Origin of the sequence: Asticcacaulis currens, assembly GCF_028550395.1 — a bacterium.
Taxonomy (GTDB): domain Bacteria; phylum Pseudomonadota; class Alphaproteobacteria; order Caulobacterales; family Caulobacteraceae; genus Asticcacaulis; species Asticcacaulis currens.
Genome location: NZ_JAQQKW010000003.1, coordinates 334,552 through 355,981, shown reverse-complemented (window position 1 = coordinate 355,981; position 21,430 = coordinate 334,552). Strand labels below are relative to the sequence as shown.

The 21,430-nt window shown below is 61.0% G+C and carries 18 protein-coding genes and 1 tRNA gene; 7 read left to right on the top strand and 12 right to left on the bottom strand.

Annotated elements, in window-relative coordinates:
- Positions 1–23: 23 nt before the first annotated feature.
- Positions 24–395 (bottom strand): response regulator, encoded by a 372-nt coding sequence (locus tag PQU94_RS07110; protein ID WP_272740769.1) that lies wholly within the window; start codon positions 393–395, stop codon positions 24–26.
- Positions 396–798: 403 nt separating this feature from the next.
- On the bottom strand, positions 799–975 hold the full coding sequence (locus PQU94_RS07105) for a hypothetical protein (RefSeq protein ID WP_272740768.1): 177 nt from the start codon (positions 973–975) through the stop codon (positions 799–801).
- A gap of 282 nt (positions 976–1,257) precedes the next feature.
- Here PQU94_RS07105 and argS point away from each other — a divergent pair, with 282 nt between their 5' ends.
- On the top strand, positions 1,258–3,297 hold the full coding sequence (argS, locus tag PQU94_RS07100) for an arginine--tRNA ligase domain-containing protein (RefSeq protein WP_272740767.1): 2,040 nt from the start codon (positions 1,258–1,260) through the stop codon (positions 3,295–3,297).
- A gap of 72 nt (positions 3,298–3,369) precedes the next feature.
- On the opposite strand, the gene ahpF is transcribed toward argS, so the two are convergent.
- On the bottom strand, positions 3,370–4,959 hold the full coding sequence (gene ahpF, locus PQU94_RS07095) for an alkyl hydroperoxide reductase subunit F (protein ID WP_272740765.1): 1,590 nt from the start codon (positions 4,957–4,959) through the stop codon (positions 3,370–3,372).
- A 225-nt stretch (positions 4,960–5,184) separates the two neighbouring features.
- The gene (gene ahpC / locus PQU94_RS07090) at positions 5,185–5,748 is read right to left on the bottom strand and encodes an alkyl hydroperoxide reductase subunit C (RefSeq protein WP_272740764.1); all 564 of its coding nucleotides are present in this window, start codon (positions 5,746–5,748) and stop codon (positions 5,185–5,187) included.
- Between the two features lie 444 nt (positions 5,749–6,192).
- Between ahpC and PQU94_RS07085 the strand changes: the two genes are divergently transcribed.
- From PQU94_RS07085 to PQU94_RS07070, 4 genes are all read left to right on the top strand, one after another.
- On the top strand, positions 6,193–9,297 hold the full coding sequence (locus PQU94_RS07085; protein WP_272740763.1) for a TonB-dependent receptor: 3,105 nt from the start codon (positions 6,193–6,195) through the stop codon (positions 9,295–9,297).
- 131 nt (positions 9,298–9,428) lie between these two features.
- Positions 9,429–10,133: a SapC family protein gene (locus PQU94_RS07080; RefSeq protein WP_272740762.1), complete on the top strand. Its 705-nt coding sequence runs from the start codon at positions 9,429–9,431 to the stop codon at positions 10,131–10,133.
- The gene (locus tag PQU94_RS07075) at positions 10,133–11,167 is read left to right on the top strand and encodes a cupin-like domain-containing protein (RefSeq protein WP_272740761.1); all 1,035 of its coding nucleotides are present in this window, start codon (positions 10,133–10,135) and stop codon (positions 11,165–11,167) included. Before PQU94_RS07080 ends, PQU94_RS07075 begins: the two co-directional genes overlap by 1 nt.
- Positions 11,168–11,177: 10 nt before the next feature.
- Positions 11,178–12,653 carry a tryptophan halogenase family protein gene (locus PQU94_RS07070; protein WP_272740760.1) on the top strand — a complete coding sequence of 492 codons (1,476 nt, stop codon included), beginning with the start codon at positions 11,178–11,180 and terminating at the stop codon, positions 12,651–12,653.
- Between the two features lie 70 nt (positions 12,654–12,723).
- On the opposite strand, the gene PQU94_RS07065 is transcribed toward PQU94_RS07070, so the two are convergent.
- Positions 12,724–12,799 (bottom strand) — tRNA-Ala (locus tag PQU94_RS07065).
- 124 nt (positions 12,800–12,923) lie between these two features.
- Between PQU94_RS07065 and PQU94_RS07060 the strand changes: the two genes are divergently transcribed.
- Both PQU94_RS07060 and PQU94_RS07055 read left to right on the top strand, forming a co-directional pair.
- On the top strand, positions 12,924–13,232 hold the full coding sequence (locus PQU94_RS07060; RefSeq protein ID WP_272740759.1) for a YggT family protein: 309 nt from the start codon (positions 12,924–12,926) through the stop codon (positions 13,230–13,232).
- Positions 13,233–13,505 (top strand): DUF167 domain-containing protein, encoded by a 273-nt coding sequence (locus PQU94_RS07055; RefSeq protein WP_272740758.1) that lies wholly within the window; start codon positions 13,233–13,235, stop codon positions 13,503–13,505. It abuts the gene before it with no gap.
- Between the two features lie 56 nt (positions 13,506–13,561).
- Here the strand turns inward: PQU94_RS07055 and leuB are convergent, their stop codons facing one another.
- The 7 genes from leuB to ilvG form a co-directional block, all read right to left on the bottom strand.
- Positions 13,562–14,623 (bottom strand): 3-isopropylmalate dehydrogenase, encoded by a 1,062-nt coding sequence (gene leuB / locus PQU94_RS07050; protein ID WP_272740757.1) that lies wholly within the window; start codon positions 14,621–14,623, stop codon positions 13,562–13,564.
- 32 nt (positions 14,624–14,655) lie between these two features.
- The gene (gene leuD / locus PQU94_RS07045; RefSeq protein WP_126419454.1) at positions 14,656–15,246 is read right to left on the bottom strand and encodes a 3-isopropylmalate dehydratase small subunit; all 591 of its coding nucleotides are present in this window, start codon (positions 15,244–15,246) and stop codon (positions 14,656–14,658) included.
- Positions 15,247–15,296: 50 nt separating this feature from the next.
- Positions 15,297–16,712, bottom strand: a complete 1,416-nt coding sequence (leuC, locus tag PQU94_RS07040; RefSeq protein WP_272740756.1) for a 3-isopropylmalate dehydratase large subunit — start codon at positions 16,710–16,712, stop codon at positions 15,297–15,299.
- A 119-nt stretch (positions 16,713–16,831) separates the two neighbouring features.
- A complete protein-coding gene (locus PQU94_RS07035) occupies positions 16,832–17,758 on the bottom strand; it encodes a branched-chain amino acid transaminase (RefSeq protein ID WP_013478230.1) in 927 nt (308 codons plus the stop codon).
- Complete coding sequence (locus PQU94_RS07030) at positions 17,742–19,325, bottom strand: 2-isopropylmalate synthase (protein ID WP_126419456.1); 1,584 nt, start codon at positions 19,323–19,325, stop codon at positions 17,742–17,744. The genes PQU94_RS07035 and PQU94_RS07030 overlap by 17 nt, the downstream gene beginning before the upstream one ends.
- Positions 19,326–19,333: 8 nt before the next feature.
- Entirely contained in the window at positions 19,334–19,615 is a 282-nt protein-coding gene (locus PQU94_RS07025) for an ACT domain-containing protein (protein ID WP_272740755.1), read from the bottom strand.
- On the bottom strand, positions 19,593–21,281 hold the full coding sequence (gene ilvG, locus PQU94_RS07020) for an acetolactate synthase 2 catalytic subunit (protein WP_272740754.1): 1,689 nt from the start codon (positions 21,279–21,281) through the stop codon (positions 19,593–19,595). The genes PQU94_RS07025 and ilvG overlap by 23 nt, the downstream gene beginning before the upstream one ends.
- Between the last annotated feature and the right edge of the window lie 149 nt (positions 21,282–21,430).

The window sequence follows — 21,430 nt, the reverse complement described above, 5'->3', positions numbered from 1 at the left end:
CGGCCTCGGGACAAATGTGGAGATCAGACGCGCATGTCCGCCGCAATGGCGTTCAGCACGGATTCGAGGGTCTGAAGATCGACGGGCTTGGTCAGGTGGTGCGCAAAACCGGCCTCGGCGGACTGTTCGCGGTGCTCGCGTTCATCCCAGCCGGTCTGAGCAACGAAAACGGCCCCCGCATGAACAGGCTTCTGACGCATTTCGCGGCACAGATCATAGCCGGTCATGCCGGGCAGTCCGATATCCATCATCACCACGTCCGGGACATAGGCTTCACCATCCGTCAGCGCCGCCTGCGGCGTCAGGCTGATGCGATAATCATAGCCCAGCATTTCGATAATCCAGCCCGTGGTCTGGGCCAAAGCTTCATTGTCCTCGACAATCAGAATCTTCATACGTGTCCCTGAGATTACGCGATGCGTGTGCGGCCCGCCCGCAGAGAGCCGGGAAGGCGAATGTCGATATGGAAACAGCACGCAAAAAACCGTACGCCGCCCTTCACGACGCCCGCGAAAACAATAGGGCCTTTTTTATGGCAAGGCAACCGTCGCGCGCGATCTTTTGAAATATAGAGGCGCCGGAAAGGCGAGTGAATGCTTTATTAAAGCGCTTATGGATTATTTATATTTTTATTATCAGTTAAATTTCAGTATATATAAAACAAGATCGGAGAAATAGTATTTCAGTTTTTAATTTTTGACAGATTTTTTGCGATTAATAGGACGTGGTTCGGGGTGGGGTAAAGGGAATTTTGGCTATATATACTATTATTGTTCTGTCATTAAGTGCGCCTGCCGCTCAGTAGGTGCTGGGCGGGTCTGAGGCCGGAAAGGTATCTTCGACCATGGTGTCCACCTGATCTTCGGCGAGGTTGTCGCGCACCGCGCGATCTTCGCGATGGCAATGGCTCAGCGAGCGTTTGGGGTGAAGGAAGCCGTCACAGAAGGCCCTGACGATGCGTATGGTCTGGATCATGGGGTTCGTCTCCATTGAACCCCAAGCCTAACGCCGTAAAGGTAAGGGCGAGAGAGGCAAGCGCAAGCATGGCGCAAAGAGGGGATAAGCGTGATCCTTGATATTGGGGCGCGTTTGCCATAGATGCAGGCCCCTATACCAAGGGTCATTGAAAATGACGCTTGGTATTCCATTCGAGACGGTCTCATGTCGCTGATACATATGAGACCGTCTCGTGTCTACAACGGCCGGGTGCGGTCAGCACCTTCGGACGTTGGTATTATTCAGTACAAGGGATTCCCCATGAACGCGCTCGCTGAGGTCAATTCGTCACGCCTGTCGGAGGTCAACGCCTTTGTCGCGCGTTACCGCCGTGAGCGCGCGGCCGCGGCTTCGGTGGCTTTTGACGCCTATCCCCTGCCGCAACTGGAAAAGCGCATCACCGACGCCCTGTCGGCGAAGGTGGGGTATGCGCTCGATATCAAGTTCGACCTGATCGACCGCACCAAGATGGGCGGCGATGTCGCCCTGCGTTTTCCGCAACTGCTGAAAGATGGCGGGCCCAAGGGCTTTATGGCCAACCACCTGCCGTGGATCGTGGACATCCTCACCGGGCCGGACTTTGCCGACGCCATTGCCAAGCTCGAAACCAAGGGCATGTATATCAACCTGACCCTGTCCGATGGCTGGATGCTCAGCGGGGCGCAGGCCGTGACCGAAATCGGCGCGCATTTCGGCGATTCCGACGCGCTCAGGGGGCGTTCGGCGGTGGTCGATTACTCCTCGCCCAATGTCGCCAAGACGCTGCACGCCGGGCATATTCGCTCGACCATTGTGGGCCACGTCCTGTCGAACCTGTGGGAGCGGTCGGGGGCGGATACCTTTCGCGTCAACCATATCAATGACTTTGGCGGTTTCGGCTTCATGCTGGAAGGCTATCGCCGGTTTGGTGACGTTTTCCCGGCGGATTCCGGCGATAACGACAAGCTGCTGGAAATCTACAAGATCCGCCGCTCGGTCGAGCGTATTCTCGAAGGCGGCAAGGCCCCGGCCGAATGGGACGCCGAAGACGCCGCCATTGCCGGGCGCTATTTCCCGGATGCCACAAGTCTGGATCGGTTGACGTCTGCCTTCGCCGATTATGTGGCGGCATCGGATGCTCGCTTCCGGGCGCTTGAGCAGGGCGACGCCGATGAGGTCGCCCTGTGGATCGACATGGTCAAGTGGAGCCTTCAGTCGTTCGAAGGCTTCTATGATGCGCTGAATATCCACTTCGACCTCGTCCTGGGCGAGAGCTTCTACTATCAGGCGGGCGACGCCGTGGTCGAAGCGGCGCTGGCGTCGGGCAAGGCTGTGGTGTTCAGCGAAGCCGATGCCGAAGCGGCGGCCGCAATTGAAGAGGCGCGTTTTGCCGCCGGGGAGATCGGCGAGATCGAACGCGACACCCTGATAAAGTCAATCCGCAAGGATATCGGTGCAGCGGTGGTGCGGCTCGACAATAATGAGCGTTTCGTGGTGCGCCGTGCCGACGGTCAGAGCATCTATTCGACGCGCGATATGGGCGCCATCCAACTGCGCGCGCAGATGTTCGACCCCACCGACGTCTTTTACGTTGTGGGTCAGGAGCAGCAGGTGCACTTCAACCGCCTGTTCCGCTCAGCCTATGCGACGGGGATTGCCGATGCCGCAAAGACCGCGTTTCAGCACGTCTATTTCGGCTTCTACGTCGATGCGAAGACCGGCAAAAAGCTGTCGTCGCGTCAGTCGGTATCAAACGTCATCGGCCTGTTGTCGGCGGCGCAGGTCTATTTCCGCAACCGCCTGTCCGACCGGGTGGACTCCGATGAGGCCGAACTGAGCCGCGCGGCACAGGAACTGGCCATCGGCTCTATCGTGTTTAATGACCTCAAGCAGGACCTGAAAGGCGCGGTGGAAATCGACGCCTCGGACATGGATGCCACCATTGCCGGGTTTGAACGCTCAGGCGGGGCCTATGTCGTTTATGCGGCGTGTCGGGCGCGCAGCATTTTGCGCAAAAACGGCGGCGGCACGGCGAATATCGACGGGTTGACCTATGAGATCGACGCTCAGGAAGCCGATCTGCTCCTGAAGGTGCAGCAAATTCCGCAGAAGGTGGTGGCCGCCGCCAGGGCCGCCAATCCGTCGCTGCTGGTGCGTCACCTGATGGACGTCGCGGCGATCTATAATTCCTATTACACCCGCGTGCCGGTGATCAGCGACGGTGTGGCCAACCCCGCGCGCCTGATGATCACGCAAGCGGTGCAGGTGGCCCTGACCCGGGCCCTGTCGATCTGCCATATCGAGTGCCCGGAAGCGATCTGATAAGAGAGGCGATCTGAAAAAAAAAGCCGCCGGGGTAAATCCGGCGGCTTTTTACTGTGCGGGTGGTGGGCTCTAGGCGGCGATAACGTCCGCCGGGGCCGTGCTGCGGATCAGGTGATCAAAGGCCGACAGCGAGGCCTTGGAGCCTTCGCCCATGGCGATGATGATCTGCTTGTACGGCACGGTGGTGCAGTCGCCCGCCGCGAAGACGCCCGGCAGTGAGGTTTCGCCCTTGGCATTGACCTCGACCTCGCCATGCTTCGACAGGGCCAGCGTGCCTTTCAGCCATTCGGTGTTGGGTACCAGACCGATCTGCACAAAGATGCCTTCCAGCGCGATATCGTGCGTCACGTCGTGCAGGCGGTCCTTATAGCTCAGGCCCGTTACCTTGCTGCCGTCGCCCTTGACCTCGGTTGTCTGGGCATTGGTCAGCACCTTGACGTTCGGCAGGCTGTAGAGTTTGCGTTGCAGAACCGCGTCGGCGCGCAGTTCGGCGGCAAATTCCAGCAGGGTCACCTCGGCAACGATCCCGGCCAGATCAATGGCCGCTTCGACGCCCGAATTGCCGCCGCCGATAACCGCCACGCGCTTGCCCTTGAACAGCGGACCGTCGCAGTGCGGGCAGTAGGCCACGCCCTTGTTCTTGTATTCGGCTTCGCCAGGCACATTCATATTGCGCCAGCGGGCCCCGGTCGAAAGGATGACGGTGCGCGACTTCACCGAAGCCCCACTTTGCAGCCTGACCTCGATTAGGCCGCCGGGCGTGGTCGCCGGGATCAGTTGCGTCGCTGTCTGGAGGTTCATGATATCGACCTCATAGTCCTTGACGTGCTGCTCCAGCGCGGTAGCGAGCTTCGGGCCTTCAGTGTGCGGCACCGAGATGAAGTTCTCGATGTCCATGGTGTCGAGCACCTGACCGCCGAAGCGTTCGGCCACGACGCCGGTGCGGATGCCTTTGCGCGCCGCATAGATGGCGGCCGAAGCCCCGGCGGGGCCACCGCCGACGACCAGCACGTCGAATTCCGACTTGGCGCTGATCTTTTCGGCTTCACGCGATTGGGCACCGGTGTCGAGCTTGGCCAGAATCTGCTCCAGACCCATGCGGCCCTGACCGAAGGGCTGACCGTTGAGCAGGATGGTCGGCACGGCCATGACCTGACGCTGCTCGACCTCGTCCTTGAACAGGGCACCGTCAATGGCGACGTGCTTTATCTTGGGGTTCAGCACACTCATCAGGCTCAGCGCCTGCACCACGTCGGGGCAGTTCTGGCACGACAGCGAGAAGTAGGTTTCAAAGCGCAGTTCACCGTCGATGTCGAGCGCCTTGACCTGTTCGATCACTTCGGCCTCGACCTTGGGCGGGTGGCCACCGACCCACAGGAGCGCCAGCACCAGCGAGGTGAACTCATGGCCCATGGGCAAGCCGGCAAAGGTCACGGCGACCTCCGGGCTGCCGCTGCGCACGATGTCGAAGGACGGCACACGCTCACCGCCGGACGAGACGGTCAGGGTCACCTTGGGCGAGGCGGCCACGATGTCTTCGAGCAGATCGACCAGTTCACGCGACTTGGGCTGATCATCGGTGTGCGCCACCAGTTCGATCGGCGTGCGCAGGTTTTCGAGATAGGCCTTCAGTTGGGCCTTCATGCCGTCGTCAAGCATGGCGTACTCCGTAAATTGTCGTGAAAATCATTGTCTATATGCGGGCTCCGCAAAGCCCGGATAAAGAAAATGACGTGGGTGCGGGGGGACATGGGGGGAGGCGGGCCTCCCCCCATGCGCGCCTTAGAGCCTTCGTCGGCTAAGATGAGCCGCCGAATGGCTCCAAGTTTTTGTTTGGTCGCGCAATTTTTCCGAAAAGTGGTGTCCACTTTATCGGATTGCGCTCTAGATCTTCCCAACGAGGTCCAGCGACGGGGCCAGGGTCTTTTCACCCTCTTCCCACTTGGCCGGGCAGACTTCGCCGGGGTGCGAAGCGACGTATTGAGCCGCCTTCACCTTGCGGAACAGTTCGGTGGCGTTGCGGCCCACGCCTTCCGAGGTGATTTCCATGAACTGGATGATGCCTTCCGGATCGACGAGGAAGGTGGCGCGGTCGGCTAGGCCGACGCCTGGACGCATCACGTCGAAATTGTTGGTGAGGGTGCCCGACTGATCGCCGACCATGTAGTAGTTGATCTTGCCGATGGCGGGCGAGGTGTCGTGCCAGGCCTTGTGCGAGAAGTGGGTGTCGGTCGAGACCGAATAGACTTCGACGTTCAGCTTTTGCAGCTCCGGATAGATACCGGCCAGGTCTTCCAGCTCGGTCGGGCAGACGAAGGTGAAGTCAGCGGGATAGAAGAAGAAGATCGACCACTTGCCCTTGGTATCGGCATCGGAAATATCGACGAACTTGCCTTCCTTGTACGCGGTGGCTTTGAAGGGCTTGATCGGGGTATTGATGAGGGCCATTGGGGAAATCCTTTCGTGAATGGACGATGCTGTATTCCCCATTTCGATGCAAAAGACAAATCTATAATTTTTATATTATGGATAAGTTTTTTTTATAAGGGGGGCTGGTGGGCACGCCGAGGGGTACGCAGGGTTAACTCGCGGTTGTGACATTAAGGCAACGAGGAAAAACGATGATGAAAAATTCAAAATAAGCAGTAGAAAGGACAGCGTTGTCATGTTAGCGCTACCTCCCACAATAAGCGACTCAAGTCGCAGAGGGAAGAGCGCGCAGGGTTTTCCGACTTTGCCGAGAAACTGAGCCGCTGCCATTCAGCATGGATGGCGGGCCGCTATGTGTCAATCAGTAACGTGGTTTTTCCGTTAAGAGTAAAACCGACGGCGAAATCACGTATCCAAAAAGCGTTTTCATTAGTAAAAATATCCAACTTCTGGGAGGAAATCATGACTTCACCGAATTTCGGTGCGTCTTCTCGCGGCGCGCGTCGCGTGATTCGTAATGTGGTCTTGTGCAGCGCGTCCGGTATGGCGATGCTGGCCGGAGCCGCCTTTGCGCAGGAAGCGCCTGCGTCTAGCGACAATATCGAAACCGTGGTGGTTACGGGTGTGCGCGGCTCGCTGCAACGCTCGATGAACGTCAAGCGCAACGCTACGGGCGTGGTGGACGCCATTACGTCGGAAGACATCGGTAAGTATCCGGACACCAACCTGGCCGAATCGGTTCAGCGCATTCCGGGCGTGTCGATTGACCGCACCAATGGCGAAGGTTCGACCGTTACCGTGCGCGGCTTCGGTCCGGGCTTCAACCTCGTGACCCTGAACGGGCGCGTGATGCCGGCAGCGCAGATCAACGCCGTGGGTTCGGGTAACGGCACTGCGGGCGGCGGTTCGCGTAACTTCGACTTCTCAAGCATCGCCTCTGACGGCGTGTCGGGCTTCGAAGTGTACAAGACCGGTAAGGCCAATATTGCCTCAGGCGGTATCGGTGCCACGCTGAACATCAAGACCCTGCGTCCGATCGGCAAGGCCGGGGCCTCGGGCTCGATCTCGGCCAAGGCTGTGCACGGCGAAAACCTGATCGACGGCAAGGACTGGACGCCGGAAATCGCCGGTACCTATAAGTGGACGAACGAAGATAACACCTTCGGCGTGGCCCTGTTCGGTCAGTTCGCCGAGAAGGACGTCGCGACCCGTCAGGCCACCCAGAACAGCTGGAACCTTGATCCCCGCGATCAATTCTACAGCGCCTCCAGCGGCCGTCTTCGTTACGCCTCCAACCAGACGACACTGCTGACGCAGATCACCAACCCGCCGCCCGCCGGTGCGCTGGTCGCCTATCCGAACGACAGCCGTTACGCCCTGTCTGAAACGCATAATGAGCGCAGCAACCTCGTGGCGACAGCGCAATGGCGTCCGGTCGAAAACTGGCTGTTCACCGCCGATGCCCTCTACGTGCAGAACGAAGCGACCGAACGGCGTGCGGAACAAACCAACTGGTTCAACCGTCCGTTCGACCAGATCGTCTTCGAGAAGGGCGATTCGGGCATCTACAACGCGCTGTTCCTTCAGGAAAACCTGTCGGGCGTGAAGGATATCGGCTTCGAACAGCAACTGGTCAGCCTGAAGAGCACCCTGAAGTCGCTGGGCTTCAACGCCAAGTGGGACATCAACGACAAGATGAGCCTGACCTTCGACGCCCATTCGTCGGAAGGCAAGGTGCTGCCGAACAACCCGGACGGTTCGACCACTGTCGCCATCTCCATTGGCGCCCCGGTCATTGCCTCGCACTCGGTTGACTTCCGCGGTGAAATCCCGATCCAGAAGTACACCATCAATGATGCGTTGCGTGGCAACAATAACGGTCGTCTCGACGCGGGCGATCTGGGGTCTCAGGTTGGTCGTACCTGGACCAACAGCCAGACTAACAAGATCGACGAATTCAAGGTCGATTTCGCCTATGACTTCGACGGTGAAAGCCGCTTTGACGGCGGTGTTGACCTGCTGAAGTCGACCATGACGACCACGACGGGTTCGACCTATCAGGCGCTGGGTGACTGGGGCATTTCGCGTCCCGGTGACGTGGCGCAGTATGCGCCCGGCATGATCACGACCTATGATCTGGGTGGCCTGTTCCAGGACTTCACGCCGGGTCAGTCGAACGTGGCCTTCCGTGGCAATGCCCTCGACATCTACCGCGCTCTGGCCAAGGGCTATAATCAGTCGCTGCCGACCACCTCTTTGACGGCCAACACCATCGAAGAAGAGATCAAGGCGATCTATGGTCAGTTGACCCTTAAGGGCGACTTCCTCGGTAAGCCGGTCGGAGTGGTCGCCGGTCTGCGTTATGAAAAAACCAATGTGACGGCTTCGGCTCTGCAAAGCGTTCCGACCGCCATCCGCTGGACCGCCGATAACGACTTTGCCGTCGACTTCGGCACGGGCGTGTCGACCCTCAGCAGCCAGGCGGATTACGACAACTGGCTGCCGAACCTCGATATCACGTGGAATGTGCGTGCTGACGTGACCCTGCGGGCCTCGTACTCCAAGACCATCGCGCGTGCGGCCTATGGCAACATGTACGCTACGACGACGGTCAACACGCCGCCGCGTCCGACCGCCAACGGGACCAACCCGACGGCCTCTTCGGGTAACCCGGCCCTGCTGCCGCTGGAATCGTCGAACATCGACTTCTCGGCGGAATGGTACTACGGCCCAGCCAACTATGTGTCGCTCGGCTTCTATAACAAGGACGTGGCGAACTTCATCGGTACCGGCCGCGTGACGCAGAACCTGTTCAGCCTGCGTGACCCGACCGCTGCTACGGCTGGCTCGCGCTCCGGCACGGCCAAGACTGCGCTCAGCGAACTGGGTCAATCGCCGACCGACGTCAACCTGTTCACCATGACCGCTCTGGTTATCAAGAACAACGGCAACACGACGGCCGCCAAGAACGAGTACACCGCCAACTCTACCGGCGGTAACCTCAATCAGGCCTTCGTGGATCAGATCCTCGCCGCCTACGACATTACCGCCAATGCCAACGATCCGCTGTTCAACTTCGACACCGCTATCCCGGTCAATAACAAGACCGCGAATATCCACGGCTTCGAACTGGCCTTCCAGCACTTCTTCGGCAACACCGGCTGGGGCGTTTCGGGCAGCCTGACGACGGTCGATGGCGACATCGGCTTCGACAATTCGGCGGCACCGGGCACGCTTCAGTTCCCGCTTCTGGGTCTGTCGGACACGTACAACGTCACCCTGATCTACGATAAGGGGCCGCTGTCGGGTCGTCTGGCCTATAACTGGCGCGACAAGTACATCGCCAACACCAATGTTGGCGCGCAGGGTGACCCGCAGTACTTCGAGGCCTTCGGCGTTCTGGACGCTTCGGTCAACTACTCTGTGACGCCGAACATTCAGATCACCTTTGAAGGTCTGAATCTGACCAAGGAACACATCCGTCAGTACGGACGTGATACCACCAACCTCTACTTCGCTCAGGAACTGGACACCCGTTATCAGATCGGCGTCCGCTACAAGTTCTGATAAGAGCTTTACGTGCGTAAACGGCAAAGGCCGCGGGGAACCGCGGCCTTTGCTGCCTTCCGCCCTGTCGCCTGGCATCTTGCTGTTTGAGACGGGCGGGGTAAGTTCTATGTATTTGTGAAAGTACTTCCATGCCCAACGCCGTCCTTCTCGACAATGTCCAGCATCACGACCTGAGGGTCATCGCCGGCCACGGCTCGCATTTTGGCGACGCGTTAAATGAAATCCCCGTCTTTGCGACCGAATTTGCCGAGCTTCAGCGCGACTATCCGCTCTATTTCCGGGAGACGGAAAACGGCGGCTTTCAGACCTATGCCCTGCTGGGCCTCGATAAGGACGAAAACCTGTTTTTGGCCGACGGTCAGTGGCAGGCACGCCACGTTCCGGCCATGAGCAATCGTGGTCCCTTCCTGATTGGCATGAACGACGACCAGCCCATGCTGATGGTCGATCTCGACCACCCGCGCCTCAGCCGCAGCGAGGGCGAACCCGTATTCCTCCCGCACGGCGGTAACGCGCCCGCTCTGGAACGCCATATGCGGGCGCTGCGCACTATCCATCAGGGCGTCGAACTCAATACGCCGATGTTCGCGGCGTTTCAGGCCGAGGGCCTGATCGCGCCGGTCGAAATCGCCATCCGCCTCGACGACACCACCGAATACAAGATGCCGGGGCTGTTCTCCATCAGTCAGGAGGCCCTGTCGCAGCTCAGCGGAGAGGCGCTGGAACGCCTGAACCGCGCCGGTTTCCTGGCGCTGGCCTTTCAGATCGTGGGCTCGATGGGCAATATGGCCCGCATTATTGAGCTGAAGAACCGCAAGCGGGCCGCGCTCTGATGGCTGAGATTACCCGCCGTACCGAGGTCGTGACCGGTATTGCGCCGGACGCCATTGCGTTTGATGAACTTATGGCCGCGCAAAAGCCGGTCATCCTCAAGGGTGTGGCGCGCGACTGGCCTTTGGTGCGTGAGGGGGTAAAGAGCGCGGCGGCGGCGATGGACCTTTTGCGCCGCTTTTATCAGGGGCGGCCGGTGACCGCCTATACGGGCGCGCAGAAGATTGGCGGCCGCTTCTTCTACCGCGACGATATGGCGGGGCTCAATTTCACCGCCGCGCGCACCGACCTCAGCGCGTTTCTCGAAGAGGTGGCGGCGCATCTCGACGACCCTGCGCCGCCGTCCTTCTATATCGGCTCGACCGATCTGGGTCTGTACCTGCCGGGCCTGCGTGAGGCGGGCAACGACCTGAGCCTGAACCATCCCATGTTCGTGGCTAATCCGCCTTTGGCCAGTATCTGGATCGGCAACCGCACCACGGCGACCTGCCATTTCGACATGTCGCACAATATCGCGGTTTGCGTCGCCGGGCAGCGGCGCTTTACCCTGTTCCCGCCGGATCAGGTCGCCAACCTCTATCCCGGCCCGCTGGAGCCGACGCCCGGCGGTCAGGTGGTCAGTCTGGTCGATTTCCGTGATCCCGACTATGACCGCTTCCCGAGCTTCCGCGACGCCGAAGCCGCCGGTCAGGTGGCTGATATGGAACCGGGCGATGTCCTCTTCTATCCGGCCCTGTGGTGGCACCACGTTGAGGCGCTGGCACCGTTCAACATTCTGGTGAACTACTGGTGGAACACCTCTCCGGCCTTCATGGACACGCCGATGAACACCCTGCTGCACGGCCTATTGAGCCTGCGCGATCGGCCCCAGCCGGAAAAGGACGCCTGGAAGGCGCTGTTCGACTATTACATCTTCGGCCCGGCCGAGCAGGCGGGCGCGCATATCCCCGAAGCGGCGCGCGGCGCACTGGGGACGCTGAACGACATGACGGCCAGACGCCTGAGGGCGCAACTTCTGCAAAAATTAAATCGCTGAGGGAAGAGACATGCAACCGGTCAAAAAGGTAGTCATTGCCGGCGGCGGCACGGCCGGATGGTGCGCGGCGGCGGCCCTGTCGAAGCTTTTGGGGACGCTGATCGATATTACCCTGATCGAGTCGGAAGAGATCGGTATTGTCGGGGTGGGGGAGGCGACCATCCCCACGGCCCGCACCTTCCATCACTTTCTGGGCATAGATGAACGCGCCTTCCTCAAGGCGACCAATGCCACCTATAAGCTGGGCATCGCCTTTGAAAACTGGGCGCGCGACGGCGACCGCTACATCCACTCCTTCGGTGAGATCGGCAAATCCAACTGGATGGCCCCGTTTCACCATGTGTGGATGGCGGCGCGTGATAAAGGCTTTGGCGGCGATCTCGGCGACTATTGTTTTGAGCTGCGGGCGGCGGAAGAGGGCAAGTTCTTCACCTCGGATACGGCGCGCATCAACTACGCCTATCATTTCGACGCTGTGCTGTATGGGCGGTTCCTGAGGCAATTCAGCGAAGCGCACGGGGCCAGGCGCATCGAAGGCCGCATCCGTGAGGTGCGTCAGGACGCCGATACCGGGTTTATCACGGCGCTGGCGCTGGAGTCGGGTGAGGTCATCGACGGAGACCTGTTTATCGACTGCACGGGCTTTAAGGGGCTTCTGATCGAAGAGACGCTGAAGACCGGTTTTGAGGACTGGAGCCACTGGCTGCCCACCGATCGGGCGCTGGCCGTGCAGACCGCGCCATCCGGGCGGCTCGATCCCTATACGCGCGCCATTGCGCACGGCGAAGGCTGGCGCTGGCGCATCCCGCTACAGAACCGTGTGGGCAACGGGCTGGTCTATGCCAGCGGGCACCTATCGGATGAGGCGGCGCGCGAACGCCTGCTGTCACTGGTCGATGGGGAGCCCCTGACCGAGCCGCGCCTGATCCGCTACCGCACCGGGCGGCGCAACAAGATATGGAACAAGAACTGCCTGACGGTCGGCCTGTCGAGCGGCTTTATCGAGCCGCTGGAATCGACCAGCATCCACCTGTTCCAGATCGCCGTGACGCGCCTGATCCAGATGTTCCCCTTCGGCGGCATCACCGAGGCGGTCAGCGACCATTATAACGAGATTGCGCGTCGTGAAATCGAGAAGGTGCGCGACTTCGTGATCCTGCACTACAAGCTGACCCAGCGCGACGACACGGCCTTCTGGCGCGAACGGCGCGAGATGAGCGTGCCCGACAGCCTGACCGAGCGGCTGGAGATGTTCCGCGAACACGGTCACGCCTGGCAGGCGGCCGATGATCTGTTCCGCGTCGATTCGTGGGTGCAGGTGCTGCTGGGCCAAAGGCTTGAGCCGCAATCGCACCACGCCATTGGCCAACTGATGAGCGAGGCGCAACTGCGTCAGGCGCTGGACGGCCTGAAAACCAACATCGCCCGCACGGTCGATGCCATGCCGACGCACGACGCCTTCCTCAAAAGCTATCTGGCGGCGTGAGTTTGAGAGGCGGCGAATAAACCGACGCCCGCCGGCGGGAAGCGCGGCGGGCGTGAGGTCGAGCAAGAAATGGTGGAGCTAAGCGGATTCGAACCGCTGGCCTCCTCATTGCGAACGAGGCGCTCTACCAACTGAGCTATAGCCCCATTCCTTGTGGAAGGCGTCTTTTAATCGAACGCCGGAGACTGTCAAGTCGGGTTTGACTTGTTATAGCTGTCGGCACCGCTATATTCACAAAAAGCCGGACATGCCGGGTGCCAAGGGTTTTTCATGATCGATTTCGTCTTCTTCGTCCTCAACGGTATTTTGTCTTTCGCGGTGTGGGTCATCATCATCAGCGCGATCCTGAGCTGGCTGGTGGCGTTCAACGTCATCAATACCCGTAATCCCGGCGTGTACCGCTTCATGGAAATGCTTGATCGCCTGACCTATCCGATCCTCGAGCCTTTCCGTCGTGTCATCCCCAATCTGGGAGGCATCGACATCAGTCCGATTATCGCCATCCTGATCATTCAGGGGATGCAGCGCTTCCTGCTTCCGATGGCGCGCGCCAGCCTCTATGGCCTGACGGGTATGTAATTGGCCCGGCTGGTCGTGCGGCTGACGCCCAAGGCGGCGGCGGATCGCGTCGATGGCTGGGAGGCGGATGAGCAGGGGCGGCCCTATCTCAAGGTGCGCGTCACCGCGCCGCCGATAGAGGGTCGCGCCAATGACGCCCTGATCGCCTTTCTGGCCAAGCGGTTGAAGCTGCCCAAATCGCGCCTGTCGCTGCTGGCCGGAGATACGTCGCGCCTCAAGCAGATCGAGGTCGAGGGTCTGGACGAGGCGGCGTTACGGGAGGCCCTGACATAACAAAACCCCGCCGGAATGCTCCGGCGGGGTTTTGTATTTGCAATTGTGCGAAGCGCTTACGCTGCGACCTTGGCCGCGTGGATTTGCGCCACGATCGCTTTGGTGACTTCCGAACCGGCTAGCGTACCGCCCAGATCGCGGGTCAGTTGCCCGGCCTTGATCACCGCTTCGATGGCGGCGTCCAGCGCGTCGGCTTCAGCGCTCAGATTGAGCGAGAAGCGCAGCATCATGGCCACGGACTTCAGCGTGCCTATGGGGTTGGCGAGGTCCTTGCCCGCAATGTCCGGGGCCGAGCCGTGGATCGGCTCGTAGAGGCCTTTACCGGAGCCCAGCGAGGCCGAGCCCAGCAGACCGATCGAACCCGGCAGCACCGAGGCGAGGTCGGACAGGATGTCGCCGAACATGTTTTCGGTGACGATCACGTCAAACGCCTTCGGACGGGTGACGAGGTGCATGGCCATCGAATCGACCAGAGCGTGCTCCAGCTCGACATCCGCATATTCCGCCTTGTGCAGCTTGATGACCGTTTCGCGCCACAGACGCGAGGTCTCAATGACATTGGCCTTATCGACCGAGGTGACCTTGTTGCGACGCTTGCGGGCGGCTTCAAAGGCGACGCGGGCGACGCGCTCGATTTCCTCGACCGTATAGACACATTCATCGACGGCGCGGTCTTCGGTGCGGGTCTGCTTGCCGAAATAGAGGCCACCGGTCAGTTCGCGCACGATCAGCATGTCGGCCCCCGACACGATCTCTTCTTTCAGCGGCGAGCGGAAGGCTTGCGAGGCGGGGACGTCCATCGGGCGCAGATTGGCGAACAGGCCCATCGACTTGCGCACGGCCAGAAGGCCCTGCTCCGGGCGCTTGGGTTGCAGGTCCCACTTCGGGCCACCCACAGCCCCCAGCAGCACCGCATCGGCGGCCTGACAGGCGGCGTCGGTGTCGGCGGGGTAGGGGTCGTTGCGCTCATCAATGGCGATGCCGCCGATCAGCTTTTCTTCGAAGTTGAAGGTGTGGCCATAGACCTCACCGATGGCCTTCAGCGCGGACACGCCCGCGGCGGCGACTTCGGGACCGATGCCGTCACCCGGCAGCACGACGATGTTGAAGGTGGACATAATAATTTTCCAGTATGTGACGCAGTAAGAGCTCAGGCAGCTTTATTGTTTGTTTGTTCGTAGGCTTCGATTTCCGGCAGGCGCTTCAACAGCCAGCCCATGGCATCGACGCCTTCCAGCAGGCATTGGCGCGCGAAGGCTTCGACCTGGAAGGTGACGGTGGTGCCGTCTTCCAGCGTCAGGGTGCAGGATTCGAGGTCGATGGTGACGCGCTGCTGCGGGTTTTGCGTCAGCTTGTCGTGGATTTCGGGCGATACCACGACCGGCAACAGGCCGTTCTTCAGGCTGTTCGACTTGAAGATGTCGGCGATTTCGGTCGAGATGACGGCCTTGAAACCATAGTCCATCAGCGCCCACGGGGCGTGTTCGCGCGACGAGCCGCAGCCGAGATTGTTACCGGCGACCAGCACGCGGTGCTCGGTCGGGTCGATCTCATTGAGGATGTGCGGCTTGTTCGATCCGTCGGCATTGTAGCGCCAGTCGTTGAAGGCGACCTTGCCCAGACCGGCCTTTGTGGTCGTGGTCAGAAAGCGCGCGGGTATGATCTGGTCGGTGTCGATATTGGCTTCCGGAAGGACGACGATGCGTGACGAGAAGCTGTTGACGGGTTCTTGGTTGGACATTGGGTTCTCTTTTTTCCCGTCCTCCCCCGCTGTGCAGGGGAGGCGAAAAGTTAGGCGCTTTCAAGCTGCATGAATTGACGGGGGTCGGCCACATGACCGGCAATGGCCGAGGCCGCGGCGGTGGCCGGTGAGGCCAGAACCGTGCGCGAGCCGGGGCCCTGACGGCCTTCGAAATTGCGGTTCGAGGTCGAAACGGCCAGTTGCCCCGGCAGCACGAAGTCGCCGTTCATGGCAATACACATCGAGCAGCCCGGCAGACGCCATTCCGCACCGGCTTCGAGGAAGATCTGATGCAGGCCTTCCTTTTCGGCTTCGACGCGCACCCATTCCGAACCCGGCACGATCAGGGCGCGCACGCCCGGCGCGACCTTGCGACCCTTCATGATGGCAGCGGCGGCGCGCAGATCGGCCATGCGGCCATTGGTGCACGAACCGATGAAGACCACATCGACCTTCTCCACCTCGCGGGCCTCGCCGCCGGTGAAGCCCATGTATTTCAGCGCGCGTTCTTCGTCTTCGTTGGCGGCCACGGGCACGCCCTTGACGATGGGCGCACCCTGATCGGGCGAGGTGCCCCAGGTGGCCATCGGCTCAATCGCTGAACCGTCGATGGTGATTTCCTTATCAAACACCGCGCCATCGTCGGACTTCAGCGTCAGCCACTGAGCGGCGGCTTCGTCAAAGGCCGCGCCTTGCGGCACGTATTCGCGGCCGCGCAGCCATTCGACCGTCTTCTGGTCAGGGGCGATCATGCCGCAGCGCGCACCGGCTTCGATCGACAGGTTACAGACCGTCATGCGGCCTTCCATATCGAGCGCTTCGATAACCGGCCCGGCATATTCGAGCGCAAAGCCCGTGCCGCCGGAGAAGCCCAGCGTGTTGATGACGGTCAGCGCCACGTCCTTGCCCGTTACGCCCGGTTGCAGCGCGCCGGTGATGTTGATGCGCATGGTCTTGGGCTTACGCTGAGCGAGGCACTGGGTGGCCAGAACGTGGCCGACTTCCGAGGTGCCGATGCCGAAGGCGATGCAGCCAAAAGCACCGTGGGTCGAGGTGTGCGAGTCGCCGCAAACGACTGTGAAACCCGGCTGGGTCAGGCCCATTTCCGGCCCGATGACGTGGACGACGCCGCGGTTTTCGGCGTCATATCCGAACAGCCGCAGACCGTTTTTGGCGGCATTGGCCTCAAGCGTTTCGACCTGCTTCTTGGCCTGCGCTGTCACATAGGGGCGGTTGCCGTCGGCATCGGGGGCCAGAGTCGGGATCGAGTGATCGAGCGTGGCAAAGGTGCGATCGGGACGACGAACCTTCAGGCCGCGCGCATCCAGCTCGGAAAACGCCTGAGGACTGGTCACCTCATGAACCAGATGCAGGTCGATGTAGAGGACGGCGGGCTTGTCCGCGCCTTCTTCCTCAACGATGTGGCGTTCCCACACCTTCTCGAACAATGATTTGGGTTTTGACATGATGGTCGTCCGTGCACTTCATAAAAGAGCCTCCCCTGGTCTCAGGCGAGGGGGACCGCGCGGCTAAAAAAACCGCGCGGTGGTTGGAATGGCACCATCGGGGTCACCCCCGCGGCGGTTTAATTCACGTAGTCGAGCCAGCCCCACTTGTCTTCGGTCTGGCCGTTAAAGAGGCCGTGGAAACGGGCCTGCAGCAGCTTGGTGATCGGGCCGGGGCCGTTTTCACGCGTCGGAATGTCATCGATCGTGCGGATCGGCGTGATTTCCGCCGCCGTACCGGTCATGAACACTTCGTCGGCGAGGTAGAGCATTTCGCGCGGCAGGTCCTGCTCGATGATCTCGATGCCCTCTTCGCGGGCGAGCGTCAGCACGGTGTTGCGCGTGATGCCGCCCAGGATCGAGGCCGAGACCGGCGGGGTGTAGATCTTGCCGCCCATCATCAGGAAGAGGTTTTCACCGGCCCCTTCCGACAGACGCCCATCGACGCCGAGGCCCAGACCTTCGACATACCCCTTCGAGCGCGCTTCGCGGCCGATCAGGTAGGACGACAGGTAGTTGCCGCCGGCCTTGGCCATGACGGGGATGGTGTTCGGCGCGGCGCGGTTCCACGAGGAGACGATGACATCGACGCCCTTGGTCAGGCCTTCGTCACCCAGATAGGCGCCCCACGGGAAGGCGGCGATGGCGACATCGACGCGGACGTTTTCCGGCTTCGGCGTAACGCCCATGCCGCATTCGCCCAGGAATGCAATCGGGCGCAGATAGGCGGATTTCAGGCCGTTGACGCGCAGGGTTTCCTTACAGGCGTCATTGATCTGTTGCAGCGTGTAGGGGACCGGCATGTGATAGATGCGGGCTGAATCGAGCAGGCGCTGGGTGTGTTCGGTCAGGCGGAACACCGCCGGGCCCTTCGGTGTGTCGTAGGCGCGAACGCCCTCAAACACCGAGGTGCCATAGTGCAGGGCGTGGGTCATGACGTGGACCTTGGTGTCCTCCCACGCCTTGAGTTCACCGTTGAACCAGATTTTTTCAGCGAGCGGTTTCATGTTGTTTCTCAGAATTCAGGTTTGAGGCATGAGTCTTCCGGTCGTGCAGGAAGACGTATTTTTCAAAAGCGTCGCACATGGCGCGAAGCCCGGCCCATACAGGGTCGGGGCCGCGACCACGGCCCCGGTATGCCTCACCCTTAATCTGTAAACTGATTTCTGCAAAGGCCCCGCCGTCGAAGGTGAACCCCGACTGGATGATTTCGCAGTCATTGACGCGCGCCTCGATCTGATAGGCGTCCACCAATGCACGGAACCCGGCCTCAAAGGCATTGAGCCCCGTGGCCGTCACCTTCAACGGTTCGCCGTTGTCGCGGAACAGGTCGAGCGTGATCGTGACGAAGTCCTTGGTGACTTCGCTCGATACCTTAAACAGGCGCGCATCGTCCTTGTCGGCATTGTCGCGCGTGAGCAGCGACATCAGCTCGAACTCGTCGATTTCGCCGATCTCATCGGCGCGGCGCTTGAAGGCGGCAAACAGGTCGCCCAGCGACAGCTCGTCAAGGTCGAAGCCCAGCGCCGCCGCCTGCTTGGCGATGGCGTGGCGGCCCGAATGTTTGCCCAGCACCAGATTGGACTTTTCCGCCCCGACGTCTTCCGGGCGCATGATCTCATAGGTGCGTGCATCGGTCAGCATACCGTGCTGATGGATGCCCGATTCGTGGGCGAAGGCGTTGCGGCCGACGACCGCCTTGTTGCGCATGACGATGGTGCCGGTCGCGCGCGACAGGAGGTGGCTGGCCTTGCTCAGCAGCGGCGTGTGGATGCCGGTGTGCAGCTTGAACAGCTCAGGCCGCGTGCGCAGCGCCATAACGACTTCTTCCAGCGCCGCATTACCCGCACGCTCGCCGATGCCGTTGATGGTCACTTCGATCTGACGCGCCCCGGCTTCTAGGGCGGCCAGTGTGTTGGCGACGCCCAGACCCAGATCGTCGTGATTGTGCGCGGACAGGATGACCTGCGGATGGTCCTTCAGGGCGGCCTTCAGGTCGCTGAAAATCTGATAGATTTCCTTCGGCGTGGTGTAGCCGACCGTGTCCGGAATATTCAGCGTACGCGCCCCGGCCTCGGCCGCGGCGATACAGACCTCGTGCAGGAAGTCCTGTTCGGTACGGATGGCGTCTTCGGGCGAGAACTCGACCTCATCGAAAATCGTCGAGGCGTAGCTGACGGCCTTGTGGGCGATTTCAACCACCTGCTCGCGCGTCTTCTTCAGCTTGGCCGCGCGATGGATGGGCGAGGTGGCGAGGAAGATGTGGCAGCGCTTGCGCTTGGCGGGCAGCAGTGCACGGGCGGCGGCGTCGATGTCGGATTCCAGCGCGCGCGACAGTGAGCAGAAGGTGGGGCCGACCACTTCGCGGGCAATGGTGCGGATGGCTTCCTCATCGCCGGGCGATGAGGCGGCAAAACCGGCTTCGATGACGTCCACGCCCAGATCCTTGAGCGTGTGGGCCAGCATCAGCTTATCCTTGACGCCTAATGAAAAGCCGGGGGCCTGTTCGCCGTCACGCAGGGTGGTGTCAAAGACGATGACGCGGTTGGGGTCGTTGGGGACAATGGCATTCATGATGGAACTCAGGCGCTCAGTTTTTCGGCGTTAGGGCGGACAGTTTGCGCCCGTTCCGGCGCCTGCTCAAGCCGCTTGATGCCATAGAGGCGGTCGATTTGCAGCCCCAGAATGTCGATATTGCGGCCCGCATCGCGCGGACGCACGCTGACGCTGAGGCCGCGCGTGTCGGGACCCAGATCGTACAGGTCGATCTCATCAATGTGGAAGCCGCGACGCTCGATCAGGCCCAGCACCCGCAGGAGCGTGCCTTCCAGACGGTCGATCTCAATATGAATCGATTGGCTCATCCCAGCGCTCCTCCATCATTTCCGCGTTCGACGCGCCCGGCGGCACCAGCGGCCAGACGTTTTCGCGCGGGTCGATCAACACATGCAGCAGGGTCGGGGCGTCGGCGGCCAGAAGCCGGTCAATGGCACCTTCGACCTCATGGCGCTGGGTGATGCGGAACGCACTCAGGCCAAACGCCTTGGCGACCTCGACAAAGTCCGGATTGTCGGACAGGTCGATTTCGCTGTAATTTTCTTCGTAGAACAGTTCCTGCCACTGACGCACCAGCCCCAGCGACGAGTTATCGAGCAGGACGATCTTCAGATTGATGCCGTAGCGCCGCAGCGTCGCCATCTCCTGAATATTCATCATGAAGCTGCCGTCGCCGGAGACGGTGACGACGTGGTGGTCGGGCAGGCCCAGCTTGGCCCCCATACCGGCGGGCAGGCCATAGCCCATCGCGCCGGAGCCGCCGGAGGTCAGGTGGGCGCGGTTCTGCTCAAACTCGCAATGTTGCGCCACCCACATCTGGTGCTGACCCACATCGCAGGCGACGATGAACTTCTTGCCCGCCTTTTCCGACAGGGATTTGAGCAGGGCCGGGGCATAGACGCCCTTGCCCGGCGCATCGTACTTGAAGCGGTGCTGCCACTTGTTGGCCTTGTTGAGCTTCACCCAGTCCGAAATGTCGGGCATGGTCGGGCGGAGCGCCGGCAGGGCCTGTTTCAGGTCGCCCAGAATGGCGACATCGGCGCGGCGGTTCTTGTGGAACTCGGCCGGGTCGATGTCGAAGTGGATGACCTTGGCGTGCGGGGCAAAGGCCGACAGCTTGCCCGTGGCGCGGTCATCGAAACGCGCGCCGACGGCGATCAGCAGGTCGGTTTCTTGCACGGCCATATTCCCGGCGCGGGTCCCGTGCATCCCCAGCATCCCCAGATGCAGGTCGTGATAGGTTGAAACCGTCCCCAGCCCCTTCAGGGTCGAAACGAACGGTATGCCGGTGCGCTCGACAAAGTCGCGCATCTCGGCATCCGCATCGGCCATGTGCACGCCACCGCCGATGTACAGCAGCGGCTTTTTCGCCTGTTCGATCAGGGCTTTCGCGGCCTCAATGGCGTCGGCCTTGGGCGCGGCCGGCGTCCAGGCGGGCAGTTCCCCCATTTCGGAGGCTTCGACAAAGCTGGCGGCGACGTCCTTCGGAATATCGACCAGCACCGGGCCAGGGCGGCCTTCCTTGGCGATGGCAAAGGCGCGGGCGAGGATGGCCGGGATTTGCGCGGCGTCGCGCACCAGCCACGAGTGTTTGACGACCGGCAGGGTCAGGCCCAGAAAGTCCACTTCCTGAAAGCCATCGGTGCCCATAAGGTGCGTGGCGACCTGACCGGTGATGAAGACGACGGGGACCGAGTCCATATAGGCATTGGCGATGCCGGTGATCAGATTGGTCGCGCCGGGCCCGGAGGTGGCCATGCACACGCCGACGCGGCCCGTGGCGCGCGCATAGGCGTCGGCGGCGAACGATGCCCCCTGTTCGTGGCGCACCAGAATGTGACGCAGGCCCGATCCGGCTAGCGCGTCATAGATCGGCATGATGGCGCCGCCCGGATAACCGAACAGCACGTCTACGCCCAGCGCCTTCAGCGTTGAGATGACGAGTTGCGCGCCGGTCGGTTTATTGGTGGGCATATCGTTGTCCTCATATGAATTTCGCAAGCGAAATCCACATGTCTTCTCGGTGTGGAGAAAAATCACCTTGGGCCATGAAAGTTATAAGGCCTTCGGATATTTTTCGCTTTTTTGATTGGCTCAATTTCGGCGAAGCCGGAACGGAGCCT